General features: G+C 63.7%; 26 protein-coding genes. 18 read left to right on the top strand and 8 right to left on the bottom strand.

Annotation, left to right across the window (positions count from 1 at the left end; translation table 11 throughout):
- Positions 1 to 273: 273 nt before the first annotated feature.
- From GPK94_RS07095 to ptsP, 8 genes are all read left to right on the top strand, one after another.
- A complete protein-coding gene (locus GPK94_RS07095; protein ID WP_180956748.1) occupies positions 274 to 531 on the top strand; it encodes an HPr family phosphocarrier protein in 258 nt (85 codons plus the stop codon).
- A 59-nt stretch (positions 532 to 590) separates the two neighbouring features.
- Positions 591 to 1,364: a fructose-bisphosphate aldolase gene (locus GPK94_RS07090; RefSeq protein ID WP_193538619.1), complete on the top strand. Its 774-nt coding sequence runs from the start codon at positions 591 to 593 to the stop codon at positions 1,362 to 1,364.
- A gap of 17 nt (positions 1,365 to 1,381) precedes the next feature.
- A complete protein-coding gene (locus tag GPK94_RS07085) occupies positions 1,382 to 2,434 on the top strand; it encodes a zinc-binding dehydrogenase (RefSeq protein WP_215655328.1) in 1,053 nt (350 codons plus the stop codon).
- Between the two features lie 33 nt (positions 2,435 to 2,467).
- Positions 2,468 to 2,881: a PTS mannose transporter subunit IID gene (locus tag GPK94_RS07080; protein WP_101691785.1), complete on the top strand. Its 414-nt coding sequence runs from the start codon at positions 2,468 to 2,470 to the stop codon at positions 2,879 to 2,881.
- Positions 2,878 to 3,351 carry a PTS sugar transporter subunit IIB gene (locus tag GPK94_RS07075; RefSeq protein WP_101691786.1) on the top strand — a complete coding sequence of 158 codons (474 nt, stop codon included), beginning with the start codon at positions 2,878 to 2,880 and terminating at the stop codon, positions 3,349 to 3,351. Before GPK94_RS07080 ends, GPK94_RS07075 begins: the two co-directional genes overlap by 4 nt.
- Before the next feature lie 134 nt (positions 3,352 to 3,485).
- A complete protein-coding gene (locus GPK94_RS07070; RefSeq protein WP_101691787.1) occupies positions 3,486 to 4,244 on the top strand; it encodes a PTS sugar transporter subunit IIC in 759 nt (252 codons plus the stop codon).
- On the top strand, positions 4,234 to 5,088 hold the full coding sequence (locus GPK94_RS07065; protein WP_215655325.1) for a PTS system mannose/fructose/sorbose family transporter subunit IID: 855 nt from the start codon (positions 4,234 to 4,236) through the stop codon (positions 5,086 to 5,088). The genes GPK94_RS07070 and GPK94_RS07065 overlap by 11 nt, the downstream gene beginning before the upstream one ends.
- Before the next feature lie 66 nt (positions 5,089 to 5,154).
- Positions 5,155 to 6,777, top strand: coding sequence for a phosphoenolpyruvate--protein phosphotransferase (ptsP, locus tag GPK94_RS07060; protein ID WP_101691789.1), 1,623 nt, complete (start codon positions 5,155 to 5,157; stop codon positions 6,775 to 6,777).
- Positions 6,778 to 6,851: 74 nt separating this feature from the next.
- Here ptsP and GPK94_RS07055 read toward each other — a convergent pair whose 3' ends face one another.
- Entirely contained in the window at positions 6,852 to 7,055 is a 204-nt protein-coding gene (locus tag GPK94_RS07055; protein WP_101691790.1) for a hypothetical protein, read from the bottom strand.
- 317 nt (positions 7,056 to 7,372) lie between these two features.
- On the opposite strand from GPK94_RS07055, the gene GPK94_RS07050 reads away from it, so the two are divergent.
- Positions 7,373 to 7,612 (top strand): polya polymerase, encoded by a 240-nt coding sequence (locus GPK94_RS07050; protein ID WP_101691791.1) that lies wholly within the window; start codon positions 7,373 to 7,375, stop codon positions 7,610 to 7,612.
- A 70-nt stretch (positions 7,613 to 7,682) separates the two neighbouring features.
- A complete protein-coding gene (truA, locus tag GPK94_RS07045; protein WP_215655323.1) occupies positions 7,683 to 8,420 on the top strand; it encodes a tRNA pseudouridine(38-40) synthase TruA in 738 nt (245 codons plus the stop codon).
- Between the two features lie 277 nt (positions 8,421 to 8,697).
- Here truA and GPK94_RS07040 read toward each other — a convergent pair whose 3' ends face one another.
- The gene (locus GPK94_RS07040; RefSeq protein WP_101691793.1) at positions 8,698 to 9,030 is read right to left on the bottom strand and encodes a hypothetical protein; all 333 of its coding nucleotides are present in this window, start codon (positions 9,028 to 9,030) and stop codon (positions 8,698 to 8,700) included.
- Positions 9,031 to 9,043: 13 nt separating this feature from the next.
- Positions 9,044 to 9,814: an SDR family oxidoreductase gene (locus GPK94_RS07035; protein WP_186963476.1), complete on the bottom strand. Its 771-nt coding sequence runs from the start codon at positions 9,812 to 9,814 to the stop codon at positions 9,044 to 9,046.
- A gap of 310 nt (positions 9,815 to 10,124) precedes the next feature.
- On the opposite strand from GPK94_RS07035, the gene GPK94_RS07030 reads away from it, so the two are divergent.
- The gene (locus tag GPK94_RS07030; RefSeq protein WP_215655321.1) at positions 10,125 to 12,212 is read left to right on the top strand and encodes a glycosyltransferase family 87 protein; all 2,088 of its coding nucleotides are present in this window, start codon (positions 10,125 to 10,127) and stop codon (positions 12,210 to 12,212) included.
- Between the two features lie 122 nt (positions 12,213 to 12,334).
- Here GPK94_RS07030 and GPK94_RS07025 read toward each other — a convergent pair whose 3' ends face one another.
- Positions 12,335 to 12,760 carry a hypothetical protein gene (locus GPK94_RS07025; protein WP_193538629.1) on the bottom strand — a complete coding sequence of 142 codons (426 nt, stop codon included), beginning with the start codon at positions 12,758 to 12,760 and terminating at the stop codon, positions 12,335 to 12,337.
- A gap of 463 nt (positions 12,761 to 13,223) precedes the next feature.
- Between GPK94_RS07025 and GPK94_RS07020 the strand changes: the two genes are divergently transcribed.
- On the top strand, positions 13,224 to 14,495 hold the full coding sequence (locus tag GPK94_RS07020; RefSeq protein ID WP_215655319.1) for a hemolysin family protein: 1,272 nt from the start codon (positions 13,224 to 13,226) through the stop codon (positions 14,493 to 14,495).
- Between the two features lie 60 nt (positions 14,496 to 14,555).
- On the opposite strand, the gene GPK94_RS07015 is transcribed toward GPK94_RS07020, so the two are convergent.
- Positions 14,556 to 15,470, bottom strand: a complete 915-nt coding sequence (locus tag GPK94_RS07015) for an SPFH domain-containing protein (protein ID WP_101691797.1) — start codon at positions 15,468 to 15,470, stop codon at positions 14,556 to 14,558.
- Between the two features lie 57 nt (positions 15,471 to 15,527).
- Positions 15,528 to 15,986, bottom strand: coding sequence for an NfeD family protein (locus GPK94_RS07010; RefSeq protein ID WP_101691798.1), 459 nt, complete (start codon positions 15,984 to 15,986; stop codon positions 15,528 to 15,530).
- A 538-nt stretch (positions 15,987 to 16,524) separates the two neighbouring features.
- On the opposite strand from GPK94_RS07010, the gene GPK94_RS07005 reads away from it, so the two are divergent.
- The 6 genes from GPK94_RS07005 (at position 16,525) to GPK94_RS06980 (ending at position 22,740) form a co-directional block, all read left to right on the top strand.
- Positions 16,525 to 17,649, top strand: a complete 1,125-nt coding sequence (locus GPK94_RS07005; protein WP_193538650.1) for a class I SAM-dependent RNA methyltransferase — start codon at positions 16,525 to 16,527, stop codon at positions 17,647 to 17,649.
- A gap of 30 nt (positions 17,650 to 17,679) precedes the next feature.
- Entirely contained in the window at positions 17,680 to 18,825 is a 1,146-nt protein-coding gene (locus tag GPK94_RS07000; RefSeq protein ID WP_101691800.1) for an S-layer homology domain-containing protein, read from the top strand.
- A 33-nt stretch (positions 18,826 to 18,858) separates the two neighbouring features.
- A complete protein-coding gene (locus tag GPK94_RS06995) occupies positions 18,859 to 19,812 on the top strand; it encodes a diacylglycerol kinase family protein (protein ID WP_215655316.1) in 954 nt (317 codons plus the stop codon).
- Positions 19,813 to 20,006: 194 nt separating this feature from the next.
- Positions 20,007 to 20,291: a co-chaperone GroES gene (locus GPK94_RS06990; RefSeq protein ID WP_101691802.1), complete on the top strand. Its 285-nt coding sequence runs from the start codon at positions 20,007 to 20,009 to the stop codon at positions 20,289 to 20,291.
- 61 nt (positions 20,292 to 20,352) lie between these two features.
- Entirely contained in the window at positions 20,353 to 21,978 is a 1,626-nt protein-coding gene (groL, locus tag GPK94_RS06985) for a chaperonin GroEL (protein ID WP_215655314.1), read from the top strand.
- A gap of 354 nt (positions 21,979 to 22,332) precedes the next feature.
- Entirely contained in the window at positions 22,333 to 22,740 is a 408-nt protein-coding gene (locus GPK94_RS06980; RefSeq protein ID WP_101691806.1) for a hypothetical protein, read from the top strand.
- Between the two features lie 145 nt (positions 22,741 to 22,885).
- On the opposite strand, the gene GPK94_RS06975 is transcribed toward GPK94_RS06980, so the two are convergent.
- Both GPK94_RS06975 and thrS read right to left on the bottom strand, forming a co-directional pair.
- Positions 22,886 to 23,917: a helix-turn-helix transcriptional regulator gene (locus tag GPK94_RS06975; protein WP_215655312.1), complete on the bottom strand. Its 1,032-nt coding sequence runs from the start codon at positions 23,915 to 23,917 to the stop codon at positions 22,886 to 22,888.
- 447 nt (positions 23,918 to 24,364) lie between these two features.
- Complete coding sequence (gene thrS, locus GPK94_RS06970) at positions 24,365 to 26,161, bottom strand: threonine--tRNA ligase (RefSeq protein ID WP_101691808.1); 1,797 nt, start codon at positions 26,159 to 26,161, stop codon at positions 24,365 to 24,367.
- Positions 26,162 to 26,722: the final 561 nt, after the last annotated feature.

The raw sequence follows: 26,722 nt of genomic DNA, 5'->3' as shown, positions 1-26,722 counted from the left end.
CGGACGGGCACGTTTTCCCTTTATACGGCCGGTTTGACACCCAATCATTATAGTCTTTTTCACTGAAAAGGCAAGAGAAGAACCGGGTGTTTTCCGTCGCTTTTGTGAACGCTCCCCAAAATTGCACGAATCAAATTGGTGTCAGACCACATTGTTTTGGTGGAAAGTGCCAGTTATAATGGAGCATGTGAACCAAGACAGCCCTTAGGTTGGTCCTACCAACCGGAAGAAGACCGCCGGGGGCCTCTGATTGGAAAGAAACGGGGAATCACAGTGAAAGAATATGTCTATACGGTCAAAAGCAGTCTGGGCATGCACGCCCGCCCCGCCGGAATGTTCGTCAAGCTGGCCAAGCAGTGTGAGTCGGTCATCGAGGTCTGCAAGGGCGATAAGCGGGTCAATGTCAGCCGCATCCTGGCAGTGATGGGCATGGGCATTCAGCAGGGCGATACCATTACCCTCACCGTAGAGGGGCCGGACGAGGAGACGGTGTTTCCTCAGCTCAGGCAAATCTGTGAGGAAAATCTGTAAACAAACCGCGGGGAGGGAGGAGCCCTTCCCCGGAAGACGGGAATAGGAGGAATGTGACTATGAGACGACTGGGTAAGATTTTCCGGGAAGACGGCCGCACCGTCATTGTGGCCATGGACCACGGCATGGGGATGAACGTCAACCCCGCCCTGGACCGGACCGGTGAGATCCTGGAGGCCATCGTGGCCGGCGGCGCCGACGCCGTGCTGACCACCTACGGCATCGCCAGCAAGTACGCCGACATACTGCGCCATGTGGGACTGATCCTCCGCTGCGACGGCGGCTACTCCGCCATCCCCAGCGCCGCCAACGGCCATCCCCGGATGCTCTTCTCGGTGGAAGACGCCCTGCGCCTGGGCGCCGACGCGGTGGCCTGCAACGGCTTCCCCGGCACCCCCACCGAGCAGGACTGCATGAAGAACGTGGCAGAGCTCTCGGCCCAGGGCCGGGCCTGGGGGATGCCGGTTATGGCCGAGATGCTCCCCGGCGGCTTTGGCAATGAGGTGCCCAAGACGGTGGAGAACGTCCGCCTGGCCGCCCGGACCGGCTGTGAGTACGGCGCCAGCATCATCAAGACCACCTTCACCGGCACGCCCGAGGAGTTCCGGGGGGTCATCGAGGCCTCCTACCAGCCCGTGGTGGTGCTGGGCGGGGAAAAGACCAGCCAGCTCTCCGACCTCTTCGTCTGCATCGAGCAGGCCATCTCGGTGGGTGCGGCCGGCGTGGCCATCGGCCGCAACGTGTGGAAGCATCCCGACCCCGAGGCCGTGACCCGGGCGCTGGTGGATCTGGTCCACAACGGCAAGCGGGCCGCCGACATCCAGGGCCTGTAAGAGAGGAGGGAAGCGACATGATTCCGGAAACCATGAAAGCTATTGTCGTGACCGAGCCCCGCAAGGCGGAGGTCAAAGAGCTCCATACCCCCGTCCCCGCCGCCGGCGAGGTGCTGGTGCGGGTGGAGAAGGCGCTGATCTGCACCTGGGAGCAGCGGATCTTCTCCGGCGGCGACGTGGCCCTTCCCTTCGTGCCCGGCCATGAGATCTCGGGCACTGTGGCCGCCATCGGCGAGGGGACCTTCGCCAACGTAAAGGTGGGGGACAAGGTCGTGGTCAAGACCTTCGACAGCTGCGGACAGTGCGAGCAGTGCTACCGGGGCCATGACAACGAGTGTACCGGCAACGCGAAAAAACGGTTCTATGACGGTATCCCCGGCACGGGAGGCTTCGCCCAGTACCTGGCCATCGGCTCCGAGCGGGTCTATGCCCTGCCGGACAAGGAGGCCGACCTCTCGGTGGCCGCCTTTGCCGAGCCGCTGGCCTGCTGCCTGGGCAGCCTGGACCAGGGCGAGGTGGACTTCGGCGAGGACGTGGTCATTGTGGGCGGCGGCATCATGGGTCAGCTCCACAATGTGCTGTGCAAGAAGCGGGGCGCCCGCACCATCCTGGTGGAGCCCGACCCCGCCCGGCGGGAAATGGCCAAAAAGATGGGGGCCGACGTGGTGGTGGACCCCACCCAGTGCGATCCCATCCAGACCATCCTGGAGCTGACCGGCGGCCGGGGCGCCCACGTGTGCTTCTACACCGTCAACGTGCTCTCTCTGGCCCAGGATTATCTGGAATGTCTGGCCAAGCGGGGCCGTATGGTATATTACGGCTCCTTCCATCCCAGCGGACCCATCCAGATCGACCCCAACAAGATCCATTACAGTGAAAAGCGCATCACCGGCTCTTACAGCCCCACCGCCAGACATTTCTGGACAGCGTCCCGGCTTCTGGGGTATCATCTGATCGATGTGGAGCCCTTCATCACCGAGCGCTATGCCATGGAGGATTGCCAGACCGCCTTTGAGCGGGCCTCCAGCCCGGAGACCTACCGGGTCCTCATCGATTTGAGCGGGGATTGACCGTATCCCTGAAGCGGAAAGGAACGAAACAGCGTGATCAATTTGATTCTGATTAGCCATGGCGCCTTTGCAGCCGGTGTGCGGGAGGCGGCCGAGATGATCCTGGGCCCCCAGGAGAACCTGGAGGTGTTCGGCCTCTACCCGGGCGACACGGTGGAGACCTTCTCCCTCAAGCTGGAGCAGGCCATCGACGCCTTCGGAGACCCGGATCACACCCTGATCCTGGCCGACCTGCCCAGCGGCACGCCGTCCAACACCGCCATGCTGATGGTGATGAAGCACCATGTGCACGCCCTGTCGGGTTACAATCTGCCCGCCCTGCTGGAGCTGCTCACCCTCCGGGAAGAGATGGAGGCCGGGGAGCTCATCGCAGCGGCCACCGAGGCCGGACGGGAGGGCTTTGTCAACGCCGAGCAGGTCATCGCAGAAAGGGAGGGAACCGTATGAGCGTGGTATTTTACCGCATTGACGACCGCCTGATCCACGGACAGGTGATGACGGGGTGGAGCAAGGTCTATCAGGCCACCCGGATCTTCGTAGTGGACGACAAGACCGCCCAGGACCAGTTCCTGTGTCAGGTCATGAAGATGGCGGTCCCCCGGGATTACGACGTACACATCTACACGGTGGAGCAGGCCCTGGAGGCCATCGCCAACGATCCCCCCGAGCTGCGCACCATCGTACTGGCCAAGACCCCCGATGTGATGCAGCGCCTGCTGGAGGGCGGCGCCCCCATGAAGGAGCTCAACCTGGGCGGCATGGGCTATGTGGCCGGCCGGAAGATGATCCTGCGCAACATCCAGGTCTCTCCCGCCGAGCTGGAACAGCTCCAGGCCATCGCCGCCAAGGGGGTGCGGGTGTTCTGCCAGATCGTGCCCGACGGCAAGTGCATCGAGATCGACAAGGTCAAGCTGTAACACCTGTATTTTCTCCTGCGCGCCCATGAAAACTCCGCGGGGAACCGACGGCGGGGGACGAAAGGAGGGCGTTGCCCGCCGTACTGATAGATTGTCCCGGATTCTGAGCGAATGAAAAGAGGAGGTCATTTGTTATGAGTTGGTTGCAAGCCCTGATTATCGGAGTGCTCTACTATCTCTCCGACGCACCCTGGTTCTTCGGTGAAGGATATTACGTGCTCCAGCGTCCCATTGTGGCAGGCTTCCTGACGGGCCTGGTCATGGGCGATCCCGTGACGGGCACCATCATCGGCGCCACCATCAACCTGATCTATCTGGGCCACCTGAACGTAGGCGGCTCCATGCCCTCCGACATGGCCGTGGCCGGCTACATCGGCACCGCCCTGGCCATCGCCACCAACGTCAGCACCGAAGTGGCTCTGGCCATCGCCGTTCCCCTGGGCCTGCTGGGCACCATCTGGTGGGTCGGCAAGATGACCATCGACTCCTTCTTCGTCCACTGGGCCGACAGCTATGCGGCCAAGGGCGATGAGAAGGGCGTCATGCTCATGAACTGGCTGCCCAGCGCCGTGATGATGCTGGTCTTCAAGGTCATCGTGGCCGTGGTCATCCTCATGGCCGGCGTGCCTCTGATGGAGAGCTTCCTGAACGTGGTGCAGGGCACCAACATCCTCCACGCCCTGGAGGTGGTGGGCGGCCTGCTGCCCGCCCTGGGCATCGGCCTGAACCTGCGTGCCATCCTGAAGAACGAGACCATGCCCTTCCTGCTGGTGGGCTTCCTGCTGGTGGCCTACTTCCAGATCAGCATCGTGGGCGTGGCCATGTTCGGACTGGTCTTTGCCCTCATCTACATGCAGATGAATCAGAAGGAGGATGCGAGCTATGGCGGCTAATGTGGAAAACAATGCGGTCCAGGCGGCCGATAAGAAAGTCCATCTGGACAAGAAGGACATCCGCCGCTCCTACTGGCTGTGGCAGTTCTTCTCTCACGCCAACTACAACTACGAGCGCATGCAGGGCGGCGCCTTCGCCATGTGCATGGCGCCCATCATCAAAAAGCTCTATCCCGACCGGGAGGAGAAGATCGCCGGCCTTCAGCGCCACCTGACCTTCTTCAACACCAACCCCAACGTGGGCGCGGTCATCCACGGCGCCGTCATCTCCATGGAGGAGGAGCGGGCCAACGGAGCCGAGATCAGCGACGAGGCCATCAACGCCGTCAAGACCGGTATGATGGGCCCCATGGCCGGTATCGGCGACGCGCTGGACCAGGGCGTCATCATCCCCCTGGTGGTGGCTCTGGGTATCAGCTTCGGCAGCACCGGAAACCTCTTCGGGCCCCTGCTGGTCCTCATCGGCCTGCCCATCATCCTGATGCTCATCGCCTACAACTGCTGGATGAAGGGCTATTCCCTGGGCAGCAGCGCCATCACCGCCATGCTGGCCGGCGGCCGGATGAAGCAGCTCATCGGCGCGGCGGGCATCCTGGGCTGTACCGTCATGGGCGGCCTGGTGGCCACCTCCGTCAGCTTCAAGACCGCCATCGCCTTCAACATCGGAGAGCAGGCCTTCGATCTGCAGAGCCAGCTCTTTGACGCGATCATGCCGGGTCTTCTGCCTCTGGGCGTGACCCTGGGCGTCTACGCTCTGCTGCGGAAGGAGAAGTTCACTTCCATCCAGATCATGCTGGGTCTGGTCGTGATCGGTTTTGTCGGCGGAATGGTCGGCATCTTCTGATCGAAACCGAGCAAGCCGGGCGGCAGACCTGCCGTCCGGCTCGTTTTTACAGGAGGGACATGGACTATGACCACATTACATGGACAGGGGGTCAGCCGTGGCGTGGCCATCGGCCCCATCCACCGCCTGGGGAGCGGCCCGGCCGAGCTCCGGCCCAGGAGCGGCGCCGTGCCCGAGGAGGAGCTGGCGCGCTTTGAAGCGGCCCGTGCCCAGGCCGGCGTGGAGCTGGAGGAGATCTACCAGCAGACGCTGGAGACCCTGGGGGAGGAGAACGCCCTGCTCTTCCAGATCCACCAGATGGTGCTGGAGGACCCGGATTTCTGCGAGGGGGTGGAGGAGCGCATCCGTGACGGAGCCGACGCGGCCTATGCCGTGCAGGAGGCCTCCCGGGACGCGGCCGCCGCCTTCGCCGCCATGGACAACGACTATATGCAGGGCCGGACCGCCGACGTGCTGGACATCGGCGCGCGGCTCATCCACATCCTGAACGGGACGGAGGAGGAGGCCCTGGTCCTCACTGAGCCGGCCGTCCTGGCCGCCGAGGACCTGGCCCCCAGCCAGACCGCCCGCCTGGACCGGAGCAAGGTGCTGGCCTTCGTGACGGCGGGCGGCTCGGTCAACTCCCACACGGCCATCTTTGCCCGCACCATGGGCATCCCGGCGGTGGTGGGCCTGGGCCGCTCCCTGGAGCTGCTCTCCCAGGGCCGGGAGGTGGCGGTGGACGGGAGCACCGGCGAGGTGGTCGTGGCCCCCGACGGGGCGGTCCGGGCGGAATTTGAGGCCCGGCAGAGCGCCGCCTGCGCCGAGCGGGCGGAGGCCGAGTGCTACCGGGGCCGGGCCAGCGTGACCCGGGGCGGGCGGAAGATCGAGCTGTGCGCCAACGTGGGCGGCCCGGAGGACATCGAGGCCGCCCTGGCGGGAGACGCCGAGGGCATCGGTCTCTTCCGCAGCGAGTTCCTCTACCTCCAGCGCAGCGACTACCCCGATGAGGAGACCCAGCTGAGTGCCTACCGGGACGTGCTGGAGCGGATGGGGGGCAAGCGGGTGGTCATCCGCACCCTGGACATCGGCGCCGACAAGCAGGCCGACTACTTCCAGCTCCCTCCCGAGGAGAACCCCGCCATGGGCATGCGGGCCATCCGCATCTGCCTGACCCGACCGGAGGTCTTCCGCACCCAGCTGCGGGCCCTGTACCGGGCGTCGGTCTACGGGAAGCTGGCCATCATGTTCCCCATGATCACCTCACCCGCCGAGGTGCGCTCCGTCCTGGAGGCGGCCGCCGCCGTCCGGGGGGAGCTGGACGCCGAGGGCATCCCCTATGCCGGAGATGTGGAGCTGGGCATCATGATCGAGACCCCGGCTGCCGCCCTCCTCAGCGAGGAGCTGGCCCGGCAGGTGGACTTCTTCAGCGTGGGCACCAACGACCTGACCCAGTACACCCTGGCCCTGGACCGCCAGAACGCCAGCGTGGCCTGCTTTGACGACCCGGAGCACCGAGCGGTGCTCCGCCTCATCGCCATGGCCGCCGAGAACGCCCACCGGGCGGGCATCTGGATCGGCATCTGCGGCGAGCTGGGGGCCGACCCGTCCCTCCTCCAGACCTTCCTGGACCTGGGGATCGACGAGCTGTCCATGAGTCCCGGCGCCATCCTGCGCACCCGGATGCAGGTGTGCCAGATGGGGCAGTGATCCTGAAAAAAGAAGTGCGCCCCCGGTTCCAAACCAGCGGAACCGGGGGCGCGTCTGCGCGGCGGGAGAGCGGGTCAGCGGGGGCGGGAGAGGGAGAGCTCCTCCGCCCGATACCAACGGCGGGTGCCGTCCTCAAAGAGTACCCGGAACACGCCCTCCTCCCCCACCTCCACGATGGTGCCCTCGGGCCGGATGGCCGGGCGGCAGCCCACACAGGCGCCGGCGGTCACCACCACCCGGGTCAGGAGGGGAATGGTCTGCTTGCACGTGACATTCATAGCGATACACTCCTCTGTTTCAGCGGCGTGTCCCCGGCGGGGACGGCCCTTGTCGATGTATCCTATGCCGGGAAAGGGAAATTCAGAACCGGAAGGAGAGCCCTCCTCCCAGAGGCGGGCAGAAGGGCACCGGATGGAGGAAAATCCATCCAAAAAGCCGCGGCTTTGTGAAAAACAGTTCAGAAAAGGGCAAGAATCGCCAGTTTATTTTCCACATCGTACCGTTGCCGGGCGGGGGGATCTATGCTATACTAAAGCCGGTGAAAATCTGTTTTACAGCCTGCGATAGAACCATTCAATAAAGGAGGGAATTTTTCATGCGCCTGACCAATATTAAGGATGTCCAGAAGTTTATCGACGTGGTCAACTCCTGCGAGCACGAGGTCTACCTGAAGTCCCTGGAGGGGGATATCTTCAACCTGAAGTCCTCCATGTCTCAGTACATCGCCATCGGCCGTCTGATCCAGGAGTCCGGCTCTTCTCTGGAGCTCTTCGCCAACGATAAGAACGACCAGATCCGCCTGATCAACTTCCTGCACGAGCTGAACGCGGAGTAAACAACGCACAGGAGGGCCGCACCTGCCGGAGAGATCCGCAGGTGCGGCCTTTTTGCCGGAGGGAACGACCATGAATCTGAAGCTCACCATCCAATACGACGGCACCCGCTACGACGGCTGGCAGCGCCAGGGCAACACAGGCAACACCATCCAGGGCAAGCTGGAGGGGGTGCTCTCCCGCATGGCGGGGGAGGCGGTGGAGATCCACGGCGCCGGGCGCACCGACGCGGGGGTCCACGCCTTGGGCCAGGTGGCCAGCGTCCGCCTGCCGGGCACATGGGAGCCCGGGGAGGTGCGCGCCTATCTCAACCGCTATCTCCCCGAGGACATCGCCGTGATCGGGGTGGAACCGGCGGGGGAGCGCTTCCATGCCCGGCTCAACGCCGTGGGCAAGACCTACCGCTACGCCATCCGCCTGGGGGATGCCCCCGACGTGTTCCGCCGGAAGTACCAGCTCCGGGTGGAGGAGACGCTGGACCTGGCGGCCATGGAGCGGGCGGCCGCCGTCCTGACCGGACGGCACGACTACCGCTCCTTCTGCTCCAACCGGCGCTTCAAGAAGTCCACCGTGCGCACGGTGGACGCCATCCGGATTGTGCGCCGGGGGGACGACCTGGACCTCACCTTCCACGGGGACGGGTTCCTCTACCACATGGTGCGCATCCTCACGGGAACTCTGTTGGAGGTGGGCACCGGAAAGCGCGCCCCTGAGGAGATGGCGGCCATTCTGGCCGCCCGGGACCGCTCCGCCGCCGGTCCCACCGCCCCGCCCCAGGGGCTCACCCTGGTGGAAGTAGAATATCCATAAAATAGGCCCGCCGGACGGAAAAGTCCGGCGGGCTTCAGGCCGTCGATAAAATGGATTTCTGCGATTTTAGATGCAGGAGCCTCGCAGAGTTCCGCCGTCCGCAGACGGCGGAAGAGGGTCAAATCGTGTTTTCCGGCGGCGTGTACGTCGGAAAACACTCTGCTCAGGCCGCAAGTGTGTGGCCCTTCGGGCCATGCGCGCGGCGGCCTGCATCCCCTCGAAAAAATGCTTGCATTTTTGAGAAGCGTGTCGAAGTTTTTCGACACGCTTTGTTTTATCAGGCGGGACGGATGACCAGCTCCCGGATGAGACCGGAGACCGGGTCATAGCTCTCGATGGTGGCCAGAGCGTGGTTGACCTGGCCGCCGTAGTTGATGTAGAGGTTCACGGTGCGCTCGTCCACGATGCGGGGGTCCAGCACGGACAGTCCGCCCAGGACGAATTTGTTGTGGTAGAACATCTCCACCGCCCAGCGGCCGTAGATGTAGTAGTTCTCATTCTTGATGCGCAGGGGGCAGTAGTCGAACAGGCGGCACTCGTCGGCAAAACAGGCGGCCATGGCCTTGTGATCCTTTGCCTGAAGGGCGCGGACAAAATCAGCGATGATCATAGCAGGTCCCTCCTCAATACACTTTTTCCGAGTTGAGCAGCGCGTCGGTCCCGCCGTCCACAAAGAGCACCACGCCGTTGACGCCGTGGGCCTCGGGGGAGGCCAGGAAGGCGATGGCGTTGGCGATGTCACTGGGGTCCATCAGCTCGCCGCTCTCATAGTTGACGGGCACGGGCAGAGCCTCCACAGCCGCGCGCTGCTCGGGGGAGAGGCCGTCGGTCATGGCGGTGCGGACGTTGCCGGGGGCCACCGCGTTGAGCCGCACCCCCTGGGCCCCCCAGCTGGCGCTCATCCGCCGGGCCCAGCGGGCCAGGGCGTACTTGGTGGCCGCATAGAAGGAGTGGGCCGCACGGGGGTCATAGTCCTTCACCAGCTCCAGGATGCGCGCCTCGTCGGCCTGGTTGTTGAGCATGCCCACCACGTCCATCCGGGCCGCGCCCTGGACGATGGAGTTGGAGGAGGTGACCACACAGCTGCCGCCCTTTTTCTTCAGAAGGTCGAAGGCTCCCGCGGCCATCTCGGTGGCTCCGAAGTAGTTCAGGGAGATGATGAGGGGAATGTTCCGGTTGACCCCCGCGTTGCAGATCATGGCGTCGATGCCGTCCGGGTAGCGGCGGTGCAGCTCCTCCAGCGCGGCGGAGCGCCCGGCGGGGGTGGCCAGGTTGGCGTTGATGTCCCCGTCCTTCAGGTCGATGTTGACGGTCTCATGGCCCCGCTCCTTCAGGATTTCCACCGTGCGCTTGCCGATGCCGCTGGAGCCGCCGGTGATGACGTAGATGCCCATAGATACTCATCCTAACAATTTGTTTTCTTATCTAACAATAAGTTTGATGTCAAAAGTACAAAAAGTAAACTGTGAAGTATTACAAATAAAATGGAGAAGAGAATCTAGGAAACGGTCAAAACATCCAAAAAGAAGCCGGGCGAATCTGTGATTTTTTTCACGATTCGTCTAATTTATTTTTTCACAAAGAGAGGGGGCCTTTTTGCCGGGGAAGGGGGCTGATTCTCGCCGGAGAGTTTGCTATAATAGAAGCAATCTTGCCCTCCGTCCCGCCGGACGGGGGGCCATCTGTCACCGAGGAGGGACTTCCATGCACGAGAGAGCGGAAAAGACGCCCTGGGCCGCCCGGGCATGCTATGCCCTGGGAGGACTGGCCGCCGGCCTCTTCCTGGGGGTGCGCCTGGCGGCCTTTCTGGTCCAGGCCCGGGGCATCACCCTGCCGCTGGGGGCGGCATTGGCCCTGGGGCCCCTGCTGGCCCTGCTGGGCGGGCTGTGCGCCCCCCTGGTGAACGGCCATCTGGCCCGGTACGCCTTCGGCGGGCAGCGGGCGGGGTGGGTCCTCTACCCCCTGTGCGTGGTCTTTGCCCTGCGCTTCCGGGGGCTGGTGCTGGACCGGGCTGTGGAGGGGGGCGGGATCGCCCTCTCCCGGGGGATGAACCTGCTGGTCCTGGCAGGGGGCGGGGTGCTGCTGGCCCTCTTCCTCCTGCACCTGCTCTTCGCCCTGCGGGAGTGCCTGGGCGGGGCGGGGGCGTGGCTGCGGGGCCTCTCCCGGCGGGATGTGTGCGCCATCCTGGTCCTGTGGGGGCTGGTCAACCTGCTGGTCTACGCCTATGCCCGGGGGAGCGCCACCATTTACAGCTGGGACAGCGCCATCTACTGGCGCAGCACCTACTCCCTGGCCGAGACCTTCCGGGACCAGGGGGTGGCCGCCGCCCTGAGCCGGGTGTATGAGTCCATCTTTACCACCGACTACAACGACACCATCGGCCTGCTGTGCGTCCCCTTTGCCCTGCTCTTCGGGCCCTCCCGGCTGGTCTATCTCATGTCCATCGGGAATTTCTGCCTCTTTCCCACCCTGCTGCTCATCTGGGGGTACGCCCGCAGCCTGCGCCCCCGGGGCTATTGGCTCCCGGCCGCCGGGATGCTGGCCTTGCCCTCCCTCTTTTACACCTCGGTGACCGGCTATGTGGACATCGCCGGGACCGCGGTGGCTCTGGGGGCCCTCCTCCTCCACCTGAAGGAGCCGGGGAAGGGCCGCTTCTCCCGCTATCTGCTGATCGGACTGCTGGCCGCCGGGGCGGTGGTGCTGCGGCGGTGGTACGCCTTCTACGCCCTGGCCTTCCTGCTGGTCCTGTGCGTGGAGGCCCTCGCCTTCCGCCGCTCCCCGGCCCCGGTGCTGGGGTACCTGTGCGGCTTCGTCTTCCCGCTGCTCTACTTCCTCCAGACCTTCGTCTCGGGGCGCCTCTTGGCCGACTACGCCCAGATGTACGCCGCCTATGACCTGGGACTGGGGGTGGATGTGCGCATCCTCCAGCGGTACTACGGGCTCTTCCTCCTGTTGGCGGCAGTGGCCCTGGGGCTGTGGCTGTGCCGGGGGAAGGCCACCCGGCGGCAGGCCCTCTTCCTCCTGCTGGAGCCGGCGGTGTGCGCCTTCCTCTTCGTCCATGTCCAGTCCCACGGACAGCAGCACCTGCTCCTCTACGCCCCGGCCCTGGCCTGCCTGCTGTTGCTGGGCTTCCACTACCTGGCCGGACGGGGAAGACTGGGCGTGATTTTGACGGCGGCCATCGTGCTCCCCACCGCCCTGAGTCCCGCCCTGCCCCGGGTGCAGTCGGGGATCATCCAGGACTATCCCCTCATTCAGATGCTGCCCACCTTCTCCTACGCCCCGCCCCGGCGGGAGGACGCCTATGAGATGGTGGAGCTCATCCGCCGCCTGGACGAGTTCGGAGCGGAGGGGAAGAAGGTGGGGGTGCTGGCCTCCTCCTTCGTCCTGAACCAGAGCGCCCTGGTCAACGCGGAGGACTCCCTCAACCTGCCCCGGGTGTCCGACGTGGACCGGGACGAGTATCTGGTCAACCTGGCCGCCGTGGACCAGCGGGACGGCTTCTGGGACAGCATCTACACCTGCGACATCCTGGCCGTGGCCGATCCCATCCAGCTCCACCTGGGGGAGGAGAACCAGCAGGTGGTCTGGGCCCCCGCCCACTGTCTGCTGGAGGGGGAGGCCATCGCCGGGGCCTACCGGAAGCTGGATGAGACCTTCGTGCTGGAGAGTGACGGCATCACGGTCTATTTCTTCGAAAAGCTGCGGGAGCCCACGCCGGAGGAAAAACAGGAGCTGGCCGACCTCATCCACCAGGTCCACCCGGATATGGAGATCCACACAGGAGCCTGATTCTCAAAAATGCAAGCATTTTTGAGAGGCCTCTGCGGCATGGAGCATACATGAGTGACAGAAAAAGAGCCTGTTGCAGAAAACTTCTGCAACAGGCTCTCGGTATATCGGGGCAATGTTTTTTAGAAGGACAGCGCGTGGCGGTGGGTCCAGCGGTGATAGCGGGCCTGCTCCTCCTCGTCGGCGAAGGGCTGGCCGTACTGCCGGGCGGCGACCACCTGGGCACTCTGGGCGGTGTCGGCCAGAGCGGCGTCCTGGGGAGCGGCGCACTCCCCCGCCACCACGGCGGCCAGGGACTCGCACTCGCTGTCACTGAAGCGGGCGAGCAGGTGGAGGAAGCTGCGCAGATCCTCCCCGTCGGAGAAGACGCCCGCGCAGATCTTCAGGGACGCGGCACAGGCGGCCAGGCAGGGGTCGTCCCCCAGCTCCTCGGCCATGTTCCAGGCGATGGTCCCTGCGCTGGCCATGTGCAGGGCGGTCCAGGCTGCCTCTTCCCCGGACCCCAGACGGGTCAGCAGCGCCGATTGCAGGGTAAAAAGTCGATTCATACCAGTTCACGTCCCTTTCGGAGATTGGTTCCCCCGCCCGGGAGAAACGGCGGGAGGCGAGTGTTTCCTCTATATTGAAAGTCATTATAGCACACCCCCCGACAGGGGGGAAGTATGGAAGAAATTCTTGTGGACTACGCCGTCTATTTTTGAATAACTGGTATTTATTTTGGGCAAAAACACAATGAAAATGGTTTCTTTCTGTAAAAATAGCTTACAAAGCGGAATCGGGGCGGGCCGCTTGCAATTTGGAGGGGAATATGCTATACTGTCTCACAATGATGCAGGCGCATCCAATCTGTGTGGAAGGAGCAGGTGAGCCCAGGTGGACGAACCTCCCTTGTGTCAACAGAATCGAGCGATTTTTAGGACAGCCTTACTCCGATGGTGAGATAGGGCTGTCCTTTCCTGCGTTGAGACGAAAACCAATCTTATGATGAAAATGGAGTTGATGAGTTCCCCTATGGGCAGTGACAGTATTGGAATGTTGATCGCAATCGTGATCCTGGTGGCCATGTCGGCCTACTTTTCCGCCACCGAGACGGCCTTTACCTCCCTCAACCGCATCCGGCTCAAGAGCCGGGCGGACAACGGCGACCAGCGGGCCGCCCGCACCTTAGCGCTGGCAGAGAGCTATGACAAGCTCCTCTCCACCATCCTGATCGGCAACAACATCGTGAACATCACGGCCACCACCGTGTCCACCCTCTTCTTCGTGAAGCTGCTGGACGAACAGAGCGGCCCCGCCGTTTCCACCGTGGTGCTCACCATTGTGATCCTGATCTTTGGCGAGATCTCCCCCAAGAGCCTGGCCAAGGAGTCCCCCGAGGCCTTCGCCATGTTCTCCGCGCCCCTGCTGCGCTTTTTCATGGTGGTGCTGACCCCGGCCAACTTCCTCTTCAGCCAGTGGAAGCGCCTGCTCTCCAAGCTCTTCCATAACGCCTCCAACGACGGCATCACCGAGGAGGAGCTGGTCACCATGGTGGACCAGGCCGAGACCGAGGGCGGGCTGGACCAGCACGAGAGCCAGCTCATCCGGGCCGCCATCGAGTTCAACGACCTGGAGGTGGAGGAGATCCTCACCCCCCGGGTGGACATCGTGGCGGTGGAGGACACCGACTCCATGGACGAGATCGCCCGGGTCTTTGCCGAGAGCGGCTTCTCCCGCATTCCGGTCTACCATGAGGACATCGACGACGTGGTGGGCGTGATCCACGAGAAGGACTTCCACGCCGCCCGCTTCCGCGGCCGGGAGGATGTGAGCTCCTTTATGAGCAACGTGCTCTACACCACCGGAAACACCAAGATCTCGGACCTGCTGCGCATCCTCCAGAAGGAGAAGGCCCACATGGTCATCGTGGTGGACGAGTACGGCGGCACCGAGGGCCTGGTCACCCTGGAGGACATCGTGGAGGAACTGGTGGGCGAGATCTGGGACGAGCACGACGAGGTCATCGAGGAGTTCAAGAAGCAGGAGGACGGCAGCTACCTCATCTCCTGCAACGCCGACCTCACCGATCTCTTCGACCTCTTCTCCATCCGGGGCGAGTGCGATGCCAATACGGTCTCCGGCTGGGTCATGGAACAGATCGGCCGGGTCCCCGAGGAGGGGGACCGCTTCCAGGCCGAGGGCCTGGACGTGACGGTCACCCGGGTGGACCACCGCCGGGTCATGGAGATCCGGGTGGAGGTCCTCCCCGAGGAGGACGCCGAGTTCGTGGAAAAGGAAAAATAAAAAAATAAAGAAAACGAGGGCGTGCCGGAGTTCCGGCACGCCCTTTGTGCGCGTATGGGGTTATTTCTTGGCGGGGGGGTTGGGCTCCATGGAGTCGAAGACGCCCTTGGCGCTGGCGCACAGACCGGCCAGACCCTGGATCTCGCTGGGAATGATGATCTTGGTGGCCCGTCCGTCGGCGGCGGCCTGGAAGGCCTCCAGCGCCTTGATCTTGACCACCTGGTCGTTGGGGTTGGCCTTGTTGAGCATCTCGATGGAGTCGGCCAGGGCCTGCTGCACCTTGAGGATGGCCTCGGCCTTGCCTTCGGCCTCCAGGATGGCGGCCTGCTTGGCCGCGTCGGCCCGCAGGATGGCCGACTGCTTCTCGCCCTCGGCCACCAGGATCTGGGACTGCTTCTGACCCTCGGCCTGGAGGATGGACTCCCGGCGCTCGCGCTCGGCCTTCATCTGCTTCTCCATGGCGTCCTGGATCTCTCTGGGCGGGATGATGTTCTTGAGCTCCACCCGGTTGACCTTGATGCCCCAGGGGTCGGTGGCCTCGTCCAGGAGGGTGCGCATTTTGGTATTGATGATGTCACGGCTGGTGAGGGTCTGGTCCAGCTCCAGCTCGCCGATGATGTTGCGCAGGGTGGTGGCGGTCAGGTTCTCAATGGCGCTCATGGGGTGCTCCACACCGTAGGTGTAGAGCTTGGGATCGGTGATCTGGAAGTAGATCACGGTGTCGATCTGCATGGTGACGTTGTCCTTGGTGATGACCGGCTGGGGGGCGAAGTCCACCACCTGCTCCTTGAGGGAGACCGCCTTGGCCACCCGCTCAAAGAAGGGGACCTTGAAGTGGGGACCCACGCCCCAGACCTCGTGGAAAGCGCCCAGGCGCTCGATGACGTAGGCCTTGGACTGGGGTACGAACTTGATATTGATGACCAGGATCAGCAGGATCAGGACGCCCAGGATACTCAGAATAATGGGTAACATGTACAATTCCTCCTCTTACGCATTTCTTCCAATGTGGTTTGGGAACAGGGGGATGACTTAGGGCTGAGACACAGCGGCAGGGGCGCCTACCGGCTCCACAAAGAGCTTGACGCCCTCCATGCGCACCACCCGCACCCGGGTACCGGCGGGGATGGTCTCCTCCCCGGCGCTGCGGGCCGACCAGTCCATGCCGCGGACCTGGACCGTGCCGGTGGAGCGGAGGTTATCGATGGCCTGGGTGACCACGCCCTCCATGCCCAGAACCCGGTCGGCGTTGGTGGGGGTGCGCCGGGAGGGGTTCAGGTACTTGAGGGCCATGGGCCGGAAGGCCGCCAGACACAGGGCGGACACCGCCAGGAAGCAGGCGATCTGTGCCCAGATGTTCTCCACTCCGAGGGAGAGGAGCAGCGCGGCCAGCGCACCGGCAGAGAACCAGATGGAGACCAGGCCCACCGTGAGGCCCTCCACCACCAGAAAGACCACCAGGGCCACCAGCCAGAGAATGGTTGGGAGCATACGCGTCCCTCCTTTCATGGGCTCCGGAACGGGGAGACCGGAGCGGAATGGGGGTTGCCGGGGATTTCCGGAAACCTTGGTGGTATCATACCATATTCCCTGTGGAAAATCCACAGCCCTTCCGGGGCGGTTGGGGCGGATTTTGGACGGCTTTGCCCCCTTGGGCCCATCCGGGCGCGTGAAATCGCCTCTTTTCGCGTCCGCGGTCCAAAAGGGTTTGCCTTGCGGGGGAAAATCAGATATACTGGACGGGAAACATAGCTGCGTGTCGAACTGGGTTCGACACGCTTCTCAAAAATGCAAGCATTTTTTCGAGGGGATGCAGGCCGCCGCGCGCATGGCCCGAAGGGCCACACACTTGCGGCCTGAGCAGAGTGTTTTCCGACGTACACGCCGCCGGAAAACACGATTTGACCCTCTTCCGCCGTCTGCGCCCGGCGGAACTCTGCGAGGCGATAGTGCCTGAAATCAAAAGAGTGCACTTGAATTGACAGACCGGTATTTGTATTTTGTATAGGAAATGGAGTATGTCTCGATGATGACCAACCTGCAACTTGTCGTCCCCACCCTCTTCGGCCTGGAGGGCCTGGCCGCGGAGGAGCTGCGCCGCCTCTCCCTGCCCAACGTCCGGGCCGAGAACGGCCGGGTCTTCTGCGACGCCACCCCCGCCGACATCGCCCGGGTCAACCTGAACCTGCGCACCGGCGAGCGGGTGCTGATCGTCCTGGGCCGCTTTTACGCCGGGGACTTCGACGCCCTCTTTGAGGGGGTGCGCGCCCTGCCCTGGGAGGAATTCATTCCCCGGGAGGGCGCCTTCCCGGTGAAGGGCCACTCCCTGAACTCGGCCCTCCACTCGGTCCCCGCCTGCCAGTCCATCGTGAAAAAGGCCGTGTGCGCCCGCCTGGGGGCCAAGTACGGCCTGGAGAAGCTCCCCGAGACCGGGGCCCTCCACCAGATCCAGTTCTCCATCCTCAAGGACGAGGTCACCCTCATGCTGGACACCAGCGGCGCCGGGCTCCACAAGCGGGGCTACCGGGCGGTGGGCGTGGCGGCCCCCCTGCGGGAGACCCTGGCCGCCGCCATGGTGCTCCTCTCCCGCTACCGGGGGAGGGACCCCTTCTGCGACCCCTTCTGCGGCAGCGGCACCATCCCCATCGAGGCCGCCCTCATCGCCAAGAACCGGGCCCCCGGCCTGAGCCGCTCCTTCGCCGCCCAGAAGTGGGACTGGCTCCCCGCCAAGGTGTGGATGGAGGGGGCCGACGAGGCCATGGACAAGGAGTTTGACGGGCACTACGACATCTGGGGCGGGGACATGGACCCCGCCGCCGTGGCCATCGCCCGGGACAACGCGGTCAAGGCCGACGTGGAGGACCTGGTCCGCTTCGAGGTGGCCGACGCCCGCACCTTCCACCGGAGCGACCCATACGGGCGCATCGTCACCAACCCGCCCTACGGCGAGCGCATCCTGGAGAAGCAGGAGGCCGAGGAGCTCTACCGGGCCTTCGGACAGGCCGTGCGGGGCCTGCCGCATGGGTGGAAGGTCTCGGTCCTCTCCTCCCACACGGAGTTCGAGCGCACCTTCGGCCGCACGGCGGACAAACGCCGCAAGCTCTATAACGGCATGTTAAAATGTGACCTATTTCAGTATACAGACAGGAAATAAGAGAGAATAAATTACGGGGAGGAATGGAAAATGGCCCATCGTTGGACCAAAGCCGCCCGAGCGGGGCTGGCTGCGCTGGCTCTGTGCGCCCTCCTTCCTCTGGGCGCGGGGGCCGCTCCCGCCGGGGTGACCATCTGGGGCTACCAGGAGGGCATGGCCAAGGCCCAGAGCCCGGACGGGAAATTCGGATACGCCAACGCCCGGCGGGAGGTGGTCATCCCCATGCAGTACACCTCGGTGCTGGACTTCACCCTGGGGCTGGGCCAGGTCCAGCTGGGCGACCGGCTGGGGGTCATCCGGCAGGACGGGACCTACCTGATCCAGCCGGAATACGGCTCCCTCTTCCACATGACCGGCGGGCTGTACATCGCCCAGAAGGGGACCAAATGGGGTGTGGTGAGCCTGCTGCCCTTCCCAGACGGGAAGGGCGGGACCACCCAGATCTTCTACGACTTCGTCTATGACTCGGCCCGGCTGACCGAGGTGAGCGGGGGAGAGGCCCTCCTCCTCACCAAGGACGGGGAGACCACCGTCCTCCCCTTCTACCAGATCAACCAGCTCATGCTGGAGCGGCAGGTCCCCTCGGCCCGCTTCCCCCTCAACCGGGGACGGCTGCCCGACTTTTCCGACGTGTCCCCCCGGTCCTGGTACGATCTGTGGGTGGACCTGGCCTACAACCTGGAGCTCATGGAGGGCGTGGGGGACAACCGCTTCGCCCCGGACCGTACCATGACCGTGGCCGAGGCGGTGCGCCTGGCCGCCTGCATGGAGAGCCGCCAGCGGGGGGACAACTTCCACCAGCAGAGCGTCTCCGGGGCGGTGTGGTACCGCTCCTCGGTGGACTACTGCGTGGCCAGCGGCATCCTCCGGCGGGGGGAGTTCCTGGACTATGAACGCCCCGTCACCCGGGCCGAGATGGCCCACATCTTCGCCTCCACCTCCCTGGGCCGGGCCATCCCCGAGAAGAACAGCCTGGAGCGGGTGAAGGCCTCCGTCCCCGACGTGAAGGCCGGGGACTATGCCGCCGACGACATCTACGCCCTCTACGCCAAGGGGGTGCTGGCCGGGAGCGACGGGAAGCTCACCTTCCGGCCCGGGGATACGGTCACCCGCGCCGAGGCCGCCGGCATCGCCGCGCGCATGGCCCGGATGGAACAGCGTATCACCCTCTTTTGAATGGGAATCTGAACACAGTAGGATGGATGGACCATGAAGCATTTGTTTGTGCTCAACCCCTCCGCGGGGCAGTATGACCGCAGCCAGGAGATGATCGCCCGGCTGGCCGACACCCTGGACCCCCTGGGGGTGGCATGGGAGGCCAGGGTGACCGACTACCCCGGCCACGCCGTGGAGCTGGCCCGGGCGGCCGCCGAGACGGGGGAGAGCGTGCGCATCTACGCCTGCGGGGGCGACGGCACCCTCAACGAGGTGGTCAACGGGGCCGCCGGGTATCCCAACGCCGCCGTGACCCAGTACCCCTGCGGGTCGGGCAACGACTTTCTCCGGCTCTTCGGGCAGGACCGGGGGCGCTTTTATGATCTGAAGGAGCTGGTCTACGGTGACCAGGCCGCCGCCGACCTGATGGACTGCAACGGCCGCCTCTCCCTCAACATCTGCTCGGTGGGCTTTGACGCCCGCATCGGGCTGGGCATGGCCCAGTTCCGGCGCTATCCCATGGTCAGCGGTCCCATGGCCTACCAGCTCTCTCTGGTGAAGAACCTGATCGCCGGCATCGCCCGCCCCTACGAGGTGGAGGTGGACGGGGAGACCTTTGCCGGGGACTTCTCCCTGCTGTGCGCCTGCAACGGGCGCTACTACGGCGGGGGCTTCCATCCCTCGCCCCGGGCCGTCCCCGACGACGGGGTGCTGGAATTTCTGCTGGTGAAGGGGGTCTCCCGCCTGACGGTGGCCCGGCTGGTGAAGCTCTACGCCGCGGGCCGGGCGGAGGAGATCCCGGAGCTGGTCATCCTCCGGCGGGGCAGGTCCATGAAGGTGCGCTGCGACCGGCTCTCCATGGTCAATGTGGACGGGGAGCGGCTGGATACGGATGAGCTCTCCATCGCCCTCTCTGCTAAAAAAGTGAACTTTGTGTTCCCCAGGGGAGCCTCCTGGGCCCCGGCCTCCGGTGTAAAAAATGAGATTTCCGGAGAAAAAAAGAGATAAGAAGACTTTGAGGGAGATTGAGAGAGATTCGCCTGGAAATTCACCCATCATTCATAAAAAATTTAAAAATTAGGGCTTGCAGAATTGTAGAACTAAGTTTATTATAATAAGCGTGTTAGCACTCCGGTAAAATGAGTGCTAACACGCTGAACTTGTTTTGAAAAAGATTTATCACATATAAGGAGGAACCTGTTATGAAACTCAAGCCTTTGGCTGACCGCGTTGTCCTGAAGATGGTGGAGGCCGAGGAGACCACCAAGGGCGGCATCATCCTCACCGGCGCTGCCAAGGAGAAGCCCGAAGTGGCTGAGGTCATCGAAGTGGGCCCCGGCGGCGTGGTGGACGGCAAGGAAGTCGTCATGACCGTGAAGGCCGGCGACAAGGTCATCACCAGCAAGTACTCCGGCACCCAGGTCAAGATTGACGGTGTGGAGTACACCATCGTGCGCCAGGGCGACATTCTGGCCATCGTCGAGTAACAAACCACCGGCCGCTCCGGCGGCGGTGTATCAACATCTCATTTTTTGGAGGTAATTCATTATGGCTAAGATCATTTGCTACGGCGAGGAAGCCCGTCACGCTCTGGAGCGCGGCGTCAACCAGCTGGCCGATACTGTGAAGATCACCATGGGCCCCAAGGGCCGCAACGTGGTGCTGGCGAAGAAGTTCGGCGCCCCCCTCATCACCAACGACGGCGTGACCATCGCCAAGGAGATCGAGCTGGACGATCCCTTTGAGAACATGGGCGCTCAGCTGGTGAAGGAAGTCTCCACCAAGACCAACGACGTGGCCGGCGACGGCACCACCACCGCCACCCTGCTGGCTCAGGCCATCATCCGCGAGGGCCTGAAGAACCTGGCTGCCGGTGCCAACCCCATGGTCATGAAGAAGGGCATCTCCAAGGCTACCGCCGCCGCCATCGAGGCCATCAAGGCCAACAGCCAGAAGGTCAACGGCAGCGATGACATCGCCCGCGTCGGCGCTGTCTCCTCCGGCGACGAGACCATCGGCAAGCTGATCGCCGAGGCCATGGAGAAGGTCTCCCACGACGGCGTCATCACCGTTGAGGAGTCCAAGACCGCTGAGACCTACAGCGAGGTCGTGGAGGGCATGCAGTTCGACCGCGGCTACATCACCCCCTACATGGTCACCGACACCGAGAAGATGGAGGCCGTCCTGGACGATCCCTACATCCTCATCACCGATAAGAAGATCTCCAACATCCAGGAGCTGCTGCCCGTGCTGGAGCAGGTCGTCAAGACCAGCAAGCCCCTGATGATCGTGGCTGACGACGTGGAGGGCGAGGCTCTGTCCACCCTGATCGTCAACAAGCTGCGCGGCACCCTGAACGTGGCCTGCGTGAAGGCCCCCGGCTTCGGCGACCGCCGCAAGGAGATGCTCAAGGATATCGCCATCCTGACCGGCGGCACCCTGGTTTCCGCCGACCTGGGCTATGAGCTCAAGGACGCCACCATCGACATGCTGGGCAAGGCCCGCCAGGTGAAGGTCCAGAAGGAGAACACCATCATCGTGGACGGCGCCGGCAGCAGCGAGGCCATCAAGGGCCGCGTGGATCAGATCCGCAACGAGCTGGCCATCAGCACCTCCGACTACGACAAGGAGAAGCTGCAGGAGCGCCTGGCCAAGATGGCCGGCGGTGTGGCCATCATCCGCGTGGGCGCTGCCACCGAGGTGGAGATGAAGGAGAAGAAGCTGCGCATCGAGGACGCCCTGAACGCCACTCGCGCCGCGGTTGAGGAAGGCATCGTGGCCGGCGGCGGCACCGCCTATGTGAACGCTGTCTCCGCTGTGGAGAAGCTCATCCCCGAGGTTGAGGGCGACGAGAAGACCGGCGTGCGCATCATCGCCAAGGCCCTGACCGAGCCCATGAAGCAGATCGCTGCCAACGCCGGCATCGACGGCTCCGTGGTCCTGGAGAAGATCCGTGAGTCCGGCAAGGTCGGCTACGGCTTCGACGCCTACAAGGAGACCTATGTGGACATGATCTCCGCCGGCATCGTGGATCCCACCAAGGTGACCCGCTCCGCTCTGGAGAACGCGGCTTCCATCGCCGCCACCCTGCTGACCACCGAGTCCCTGGTGGCCGACAAGAAGGAGCCCGCCGCTTCCGCTCCCGCTGCTCCCGACATGGGCGGCATGTACTAAGCAATCGCCAAGTTTATGGCCCCCGGAACGATTTGTTCCGGGGGCCTTCTTGTCGGCCACCAGAGCAAGGGTTTGCCCTTGGGCAAAGCCTTGATGCCGGGCGGATTCATTCCGCCCAAGCAGATGGAAGGGGGACCCCGCGGGAGCCGACAGGCTCTCGTGGGGAGGGCCGACAAGAAGGAGCCCGCTGCTCCCGACATGGGCGGCATGTACTAAGCAAAACGCCACAAGTTTACGGCCCCCGGAACCGAGTGTTCCGGGGGCCTTTTTGCACTTTTTTCAGTTAGGTGTACGCAAACGTGCACCATTCCCGCCGGGGGCGCCTAGGGTATCCAGAACATATGAGGTGATACCATGAGCGGACGAAAAAGATCCTCCCGCACGGTGCTCCCCTGGCTGACCGCCCGGTCGGACGGGAAGGAAGGGCGGTTCATCCAGGTGGGCAACTCCCTCCTGCTGGACAAGCGGGTGCAGAAGCTGAGCGGCAATGCCCTGCGGCTCTATCTCTGCATGGCCATGGAGAGCGGCGGGAAGCGGCATTTCCTCTTTCCCCAGGCGGTGGGGAAGAAGTACGGCATCTGTCCGGCGGGACTGTGGCGGGGCATGACCGAGCTGGAGGAGAAGGGCTTCCTCTCCCACCGGTCCGGGAAGAACGTGCGCCAGCCCAATGAATACGTCTTTTCCCTGGAGTGGAGAACGGGAGAGAAGCCTCCCGCGTTCCCGCCCCCTGTGGCTATATGTAGTATATCTCCCTCAGAATGAGAGAAGGAAACGGGCGGATTTTTCTCACTGGTTCTCGCAAAATGAAGGAGTGAAGGGGCCGTTTTGTGGATAGGTTCTCGCAAAATGAGAGAAGATTGGGGCCGTCCTTCCTTCAAAATGAGAGAGCCAAAAAGAACTTATCCCCTCAGACCAATGCCTCATGCCGCACTTCATCAAAGACGATCTGTCCATCGGTCAGGTGGAGGAGCAGGGTCAGACTGCCCGTCTGATAGCGGCCGTCCTCGGTGAAGCGGTCCAGGACAGCCTGGAGAGAGCCGTCCTCCCGCCGCTCCAGAGAGCGGAGCAGAAAGGCCGACGGCTCGCCCGGGGTGGGGGCGGGTTGGTACTGCCCGTGGGAATAGGAATAATCCCCTGCGGCGCCGTGGGTATAGACGGCATCCCCGAACCAGAGGGCCACGGCCTGGTCCACATAGTCGGCGGACAGCGCATCTCCGTGGGGGTGCCGGTATCGCAGGGGCGCGCACCAGATCCAGTTCAGGGCCTCCTCCCAGCGGGCAAAGCGGCCGTCCTGGCAGCCGGGGAGGAGGGAGAGCTGATACTGCCGGGCGAAGAGATGAAAATCAGTTTCCAGAGCGTCGGTGAGCGGGATGGGACCGGGGTCCTGGGGCAGGGCGGCCAGATCAGCCGCCAGAAGATCGGCGGTGTCGTCGTCGGTGGTGAACCATCCATCCCGTGTAACCCGGGGGATGTCCACGGCCATGAGCCGCCGGACCTTGTTCTCGTCCCGGAGGTCGGAGGAGCAGCGCGGCGCGGAGGAGACGGTGGGGAGGACCTCCTCCGGCGGGGGAGAGGCCGAGGGGATGGGGGCCGCCTCCGGCGCAGGGGCTGTCAGACGGGAGACCCCCAGGAGAACCAGCGCCAGGGCCAGGACACCCGCCCCGGCCGCTTTCATCCACTGGCGGGGGCCGGGACGTCTCCTTCGGCCCGCCGCCGGGGCGGAGCCGCAGAGGGTGTTGAGGTCTACCTCCAGGAAGGCGGCGATGGCACGCAGCGTTTCCAGGTCGGGCAGGGTCTGGTCCCGCTCCCAGTTGGAGACGGCCTGCCGGGTGACAAAGAGCGCTTTGGCCAGGTCCCGCTGGGAGTGGCCCCGTTCCTGCCGGAGCCGGGCGATGCGGCGGCCCAGGGTCTCGGGTGCGGATGTGGTCTCGGGTTGCATAGGTGCGGCCTCCTTTCTCTGCATCCATGATACCGGATTTTTCCCCCAATGGGAAGGAAAGCGGGCGGAAAAAGGGGGGCAACCATTCGTTGCCCCCCGAAGCGTGTCGAAAAACTTCGACACGCTTCTCAAAAATGCAGGCATTTTTTCGAGGGGATGCAGTCCGCCGCGTGCACTCGCTTTCGCTCGCACACTTGCGGCCTGAGCAGAGTGTTTTCCGACGTACACGCCGCCGGAAAACACGATTTTGACTCTGTTCCGCCGTCTGCGGACGGCGGAACTCTGCGAGGCTCTTGCAGCACCAATCGCAGCAGCCCTTTTTTGACAGTTTAAGGGGGGCAACCATCCGTTGCTCCCCGGGGGACGGTGCAAAAAAACAGGAAGATGGGACTTTCGTCCGCATCTTCCTGTCGGTGTAGATCAGAATGGTTTCAAAGGGAGGGGGGATCAGCTGCGCGCCTTGCTGTCGACCTCTTCCTTCAGCTTGGCCTGGAAGGCCTCGAAGGACATGACCTCCTGCTCACCCTTGCGGTTGCGGACGGCCACCTCGCCGGTCTCCACTTCCTTGTCGCCCACGACCAGCATATAGGGGACCTTCTCCAGCTGGGCCTCGCGGATCTTCTTGCCGATCTTCTCGTTGCGGGGGTCAACCTCCACACGGAAGCCCTGGGCAAAGAGCTTCTCCTTGAGCTCGTAGCTGTAGTCGGCGGCGCGGTCGGTGATGGGCAGGATGCGCACCTGCTCGGGCGACATCCAGGTGGGCAGGGCTCCGCCGTACTCCTCCAGCAGGTAGGCCAGAGTGCGCTCGTAGCAGCCCAGGGAGGTGCGGTGGATGATATAGGGGGTCTTCTTCTGGCCGTCGGCGTCCACATACTCCATGCCGAACTGCTTGGCCAGGAGCATGTCGATCTGGATGGTGACCAGGGTGTCCTCCTTGCCGAAGACGTTCTTGTACTGGATGTCCAGCTTGGGGCCGTAGAAGGCGGCCTCGTCGATGCCGATGGTGTAGTTCACGCCCAGGTCGTCCAGGATCTGGCCCATGACCCGCTGGGCCTCCTCCCACTGCTCGGGGGTACCCTCGTACTTGTTGTTGGGGTTGGCGGGATCCCACTGGGAGAAGCGGAAGGTACACTTGTCCAGCAGGCCCACGGTGCCCAGGCAGTACTTGGCCAGGTCCAGGCAGCCCTTGAACTCCTCCTCCAGCTGCTCGGGACGGAGGATCAGGTGACCCTCGGAGATGGTGAACTGGCGCACACGGATGAGGCCGTGCATCTCGCCGGAGTCCTCATTGCGGAAGAGGGTAGAGGTCTCGCCCAGGCGCATGGGCAGGTCCCGGTAGCTGCGGCCCCGGTTCAGGAAGACCTGGTACTGGAAGGGGCAGGTCATGGGACGCAGGGCAAAGCACTCCTTGGTCTCGTCGTGGGGATCGCCCAGGACGAACATGCCGTCCAGATAGTGGTCCCAGTGGCCGGAGATCTTGTAGAGCTCCCGCTTGGCCATATAGGGAGTCTTGGTGAGGAGGTAGCCGCGCTTCTGCTCCTCATCCTCCACCCAGCGCTGGAGCACCTGGATGGTGCGGGCGCCCTTGGGCAGCAGGATGGGCAGGCCCTGGCCGATCACGTCCACGGTGGTGAAATACTCCAGCTCGCGGCCCAGCTTGTTGTGGTCCCGCTTGAGGGCGTCCTCACGCTGCTTGACCCAGGCGTCCAGCTCGTCCTTCTTGGGGAAGGCGATGCCGTAGATGCGCTGGAGGGTCTCCCGGTTGGAGTCGCCGCGCCAGTAGGCGGCGTTGCAGGCGGTGAGCTTGATGGCGTTGCCCTTCACCCGGGCGGTGGAGTCCAGGTGGGGACCGGCGCACAGGTCGGTAAACTCGCCCTGCTTGTAGAAGGAGATGACGGCATCCTCCGGCAGGTCGTTGATGAGCTCCACCTTGAAGGGCTCGCCCTTCTCCTCCATCAGCTTGAGGGCCTCGGCCCGGGGCAGCTCAAAGCGCTCCAGCTTGAGCTTCTCCTTGCAGATCTTGCGCATCTCGCCCTCGATCTGCTCCAGGTGCTCGGCGGTGAAGGGGAAGGGAGAGAGCATATCGTAGTAGAAGCCCTCCTCGATGGCGGGGCCGATGGCCAGCTTCACCTCGGGCCACAGGCGCTTGACCGCCTGGGCCAGGATGTGGGAGCAGGTGTGCCAGTAGGTCTTGCGGTACTCGGGATTTTCAAAGGTAAACTCATTCTTGACTTCTTCGGACATAACAAAAACCTCCTTGTAAATTGGGGCGGAGGGTATGAAAAAACGCCTCACCCCTGATTGGTCAGGGGTGAGGCGTACAAAACGTCCCACGGTTCCACCCTGCTTGCCAGAAGCGCGGCGCACCCGGGGGCAGGACAACAGCGAGGCGCGCAGACGAACAACAGGTCGGGCGAAGCCCGGCGGCATGTTCGGCGGAGCGCGGAGCAGTTGGCCGTCGCGAAGGGTGCAAGCGTGACATCTGGCCGCTTGTGACTTTCTGTAACGGGAAAGCCCCGGCCCGGTCCTCCCGGGCGGCTCAGGAGTGGTACAGCCGCCGCGTGTCGCAGGGCGCTTGCACCAGAGTGCGCCCCTCTCTGTTCGCCGCTGTGCGGTTTCTTCTCCGTCGTAGCCTCTTTTGACAGGGGTACTATATCACCAATCGGAGGTGCTGTCAAGGGCAGAGAAGAGATTGTCAGGGAAGGGAGAATTTGCGGGAAGTGTAAAGCGCAATTTACAAACTATTCACAATTCCGTCACGGTTTAGCCGTATTTACAGGGTAATATAAACGTGGAAGCAGGGAA

The sequence above is a fragment of the Pseudoflavonifractor sp. MCC625 genome, from assembly GCF_018784545.1.
GTDB lineage: Bacteria > Bacillota > Clostridia > Oscillospirales > Oscillospiraceae > Pseudoflavonifractor_A > Pseudoflavonifractor_A gallinarum.
This window is presented reverse-complemented; position numbering and strand designations above follow the sequence as displayed.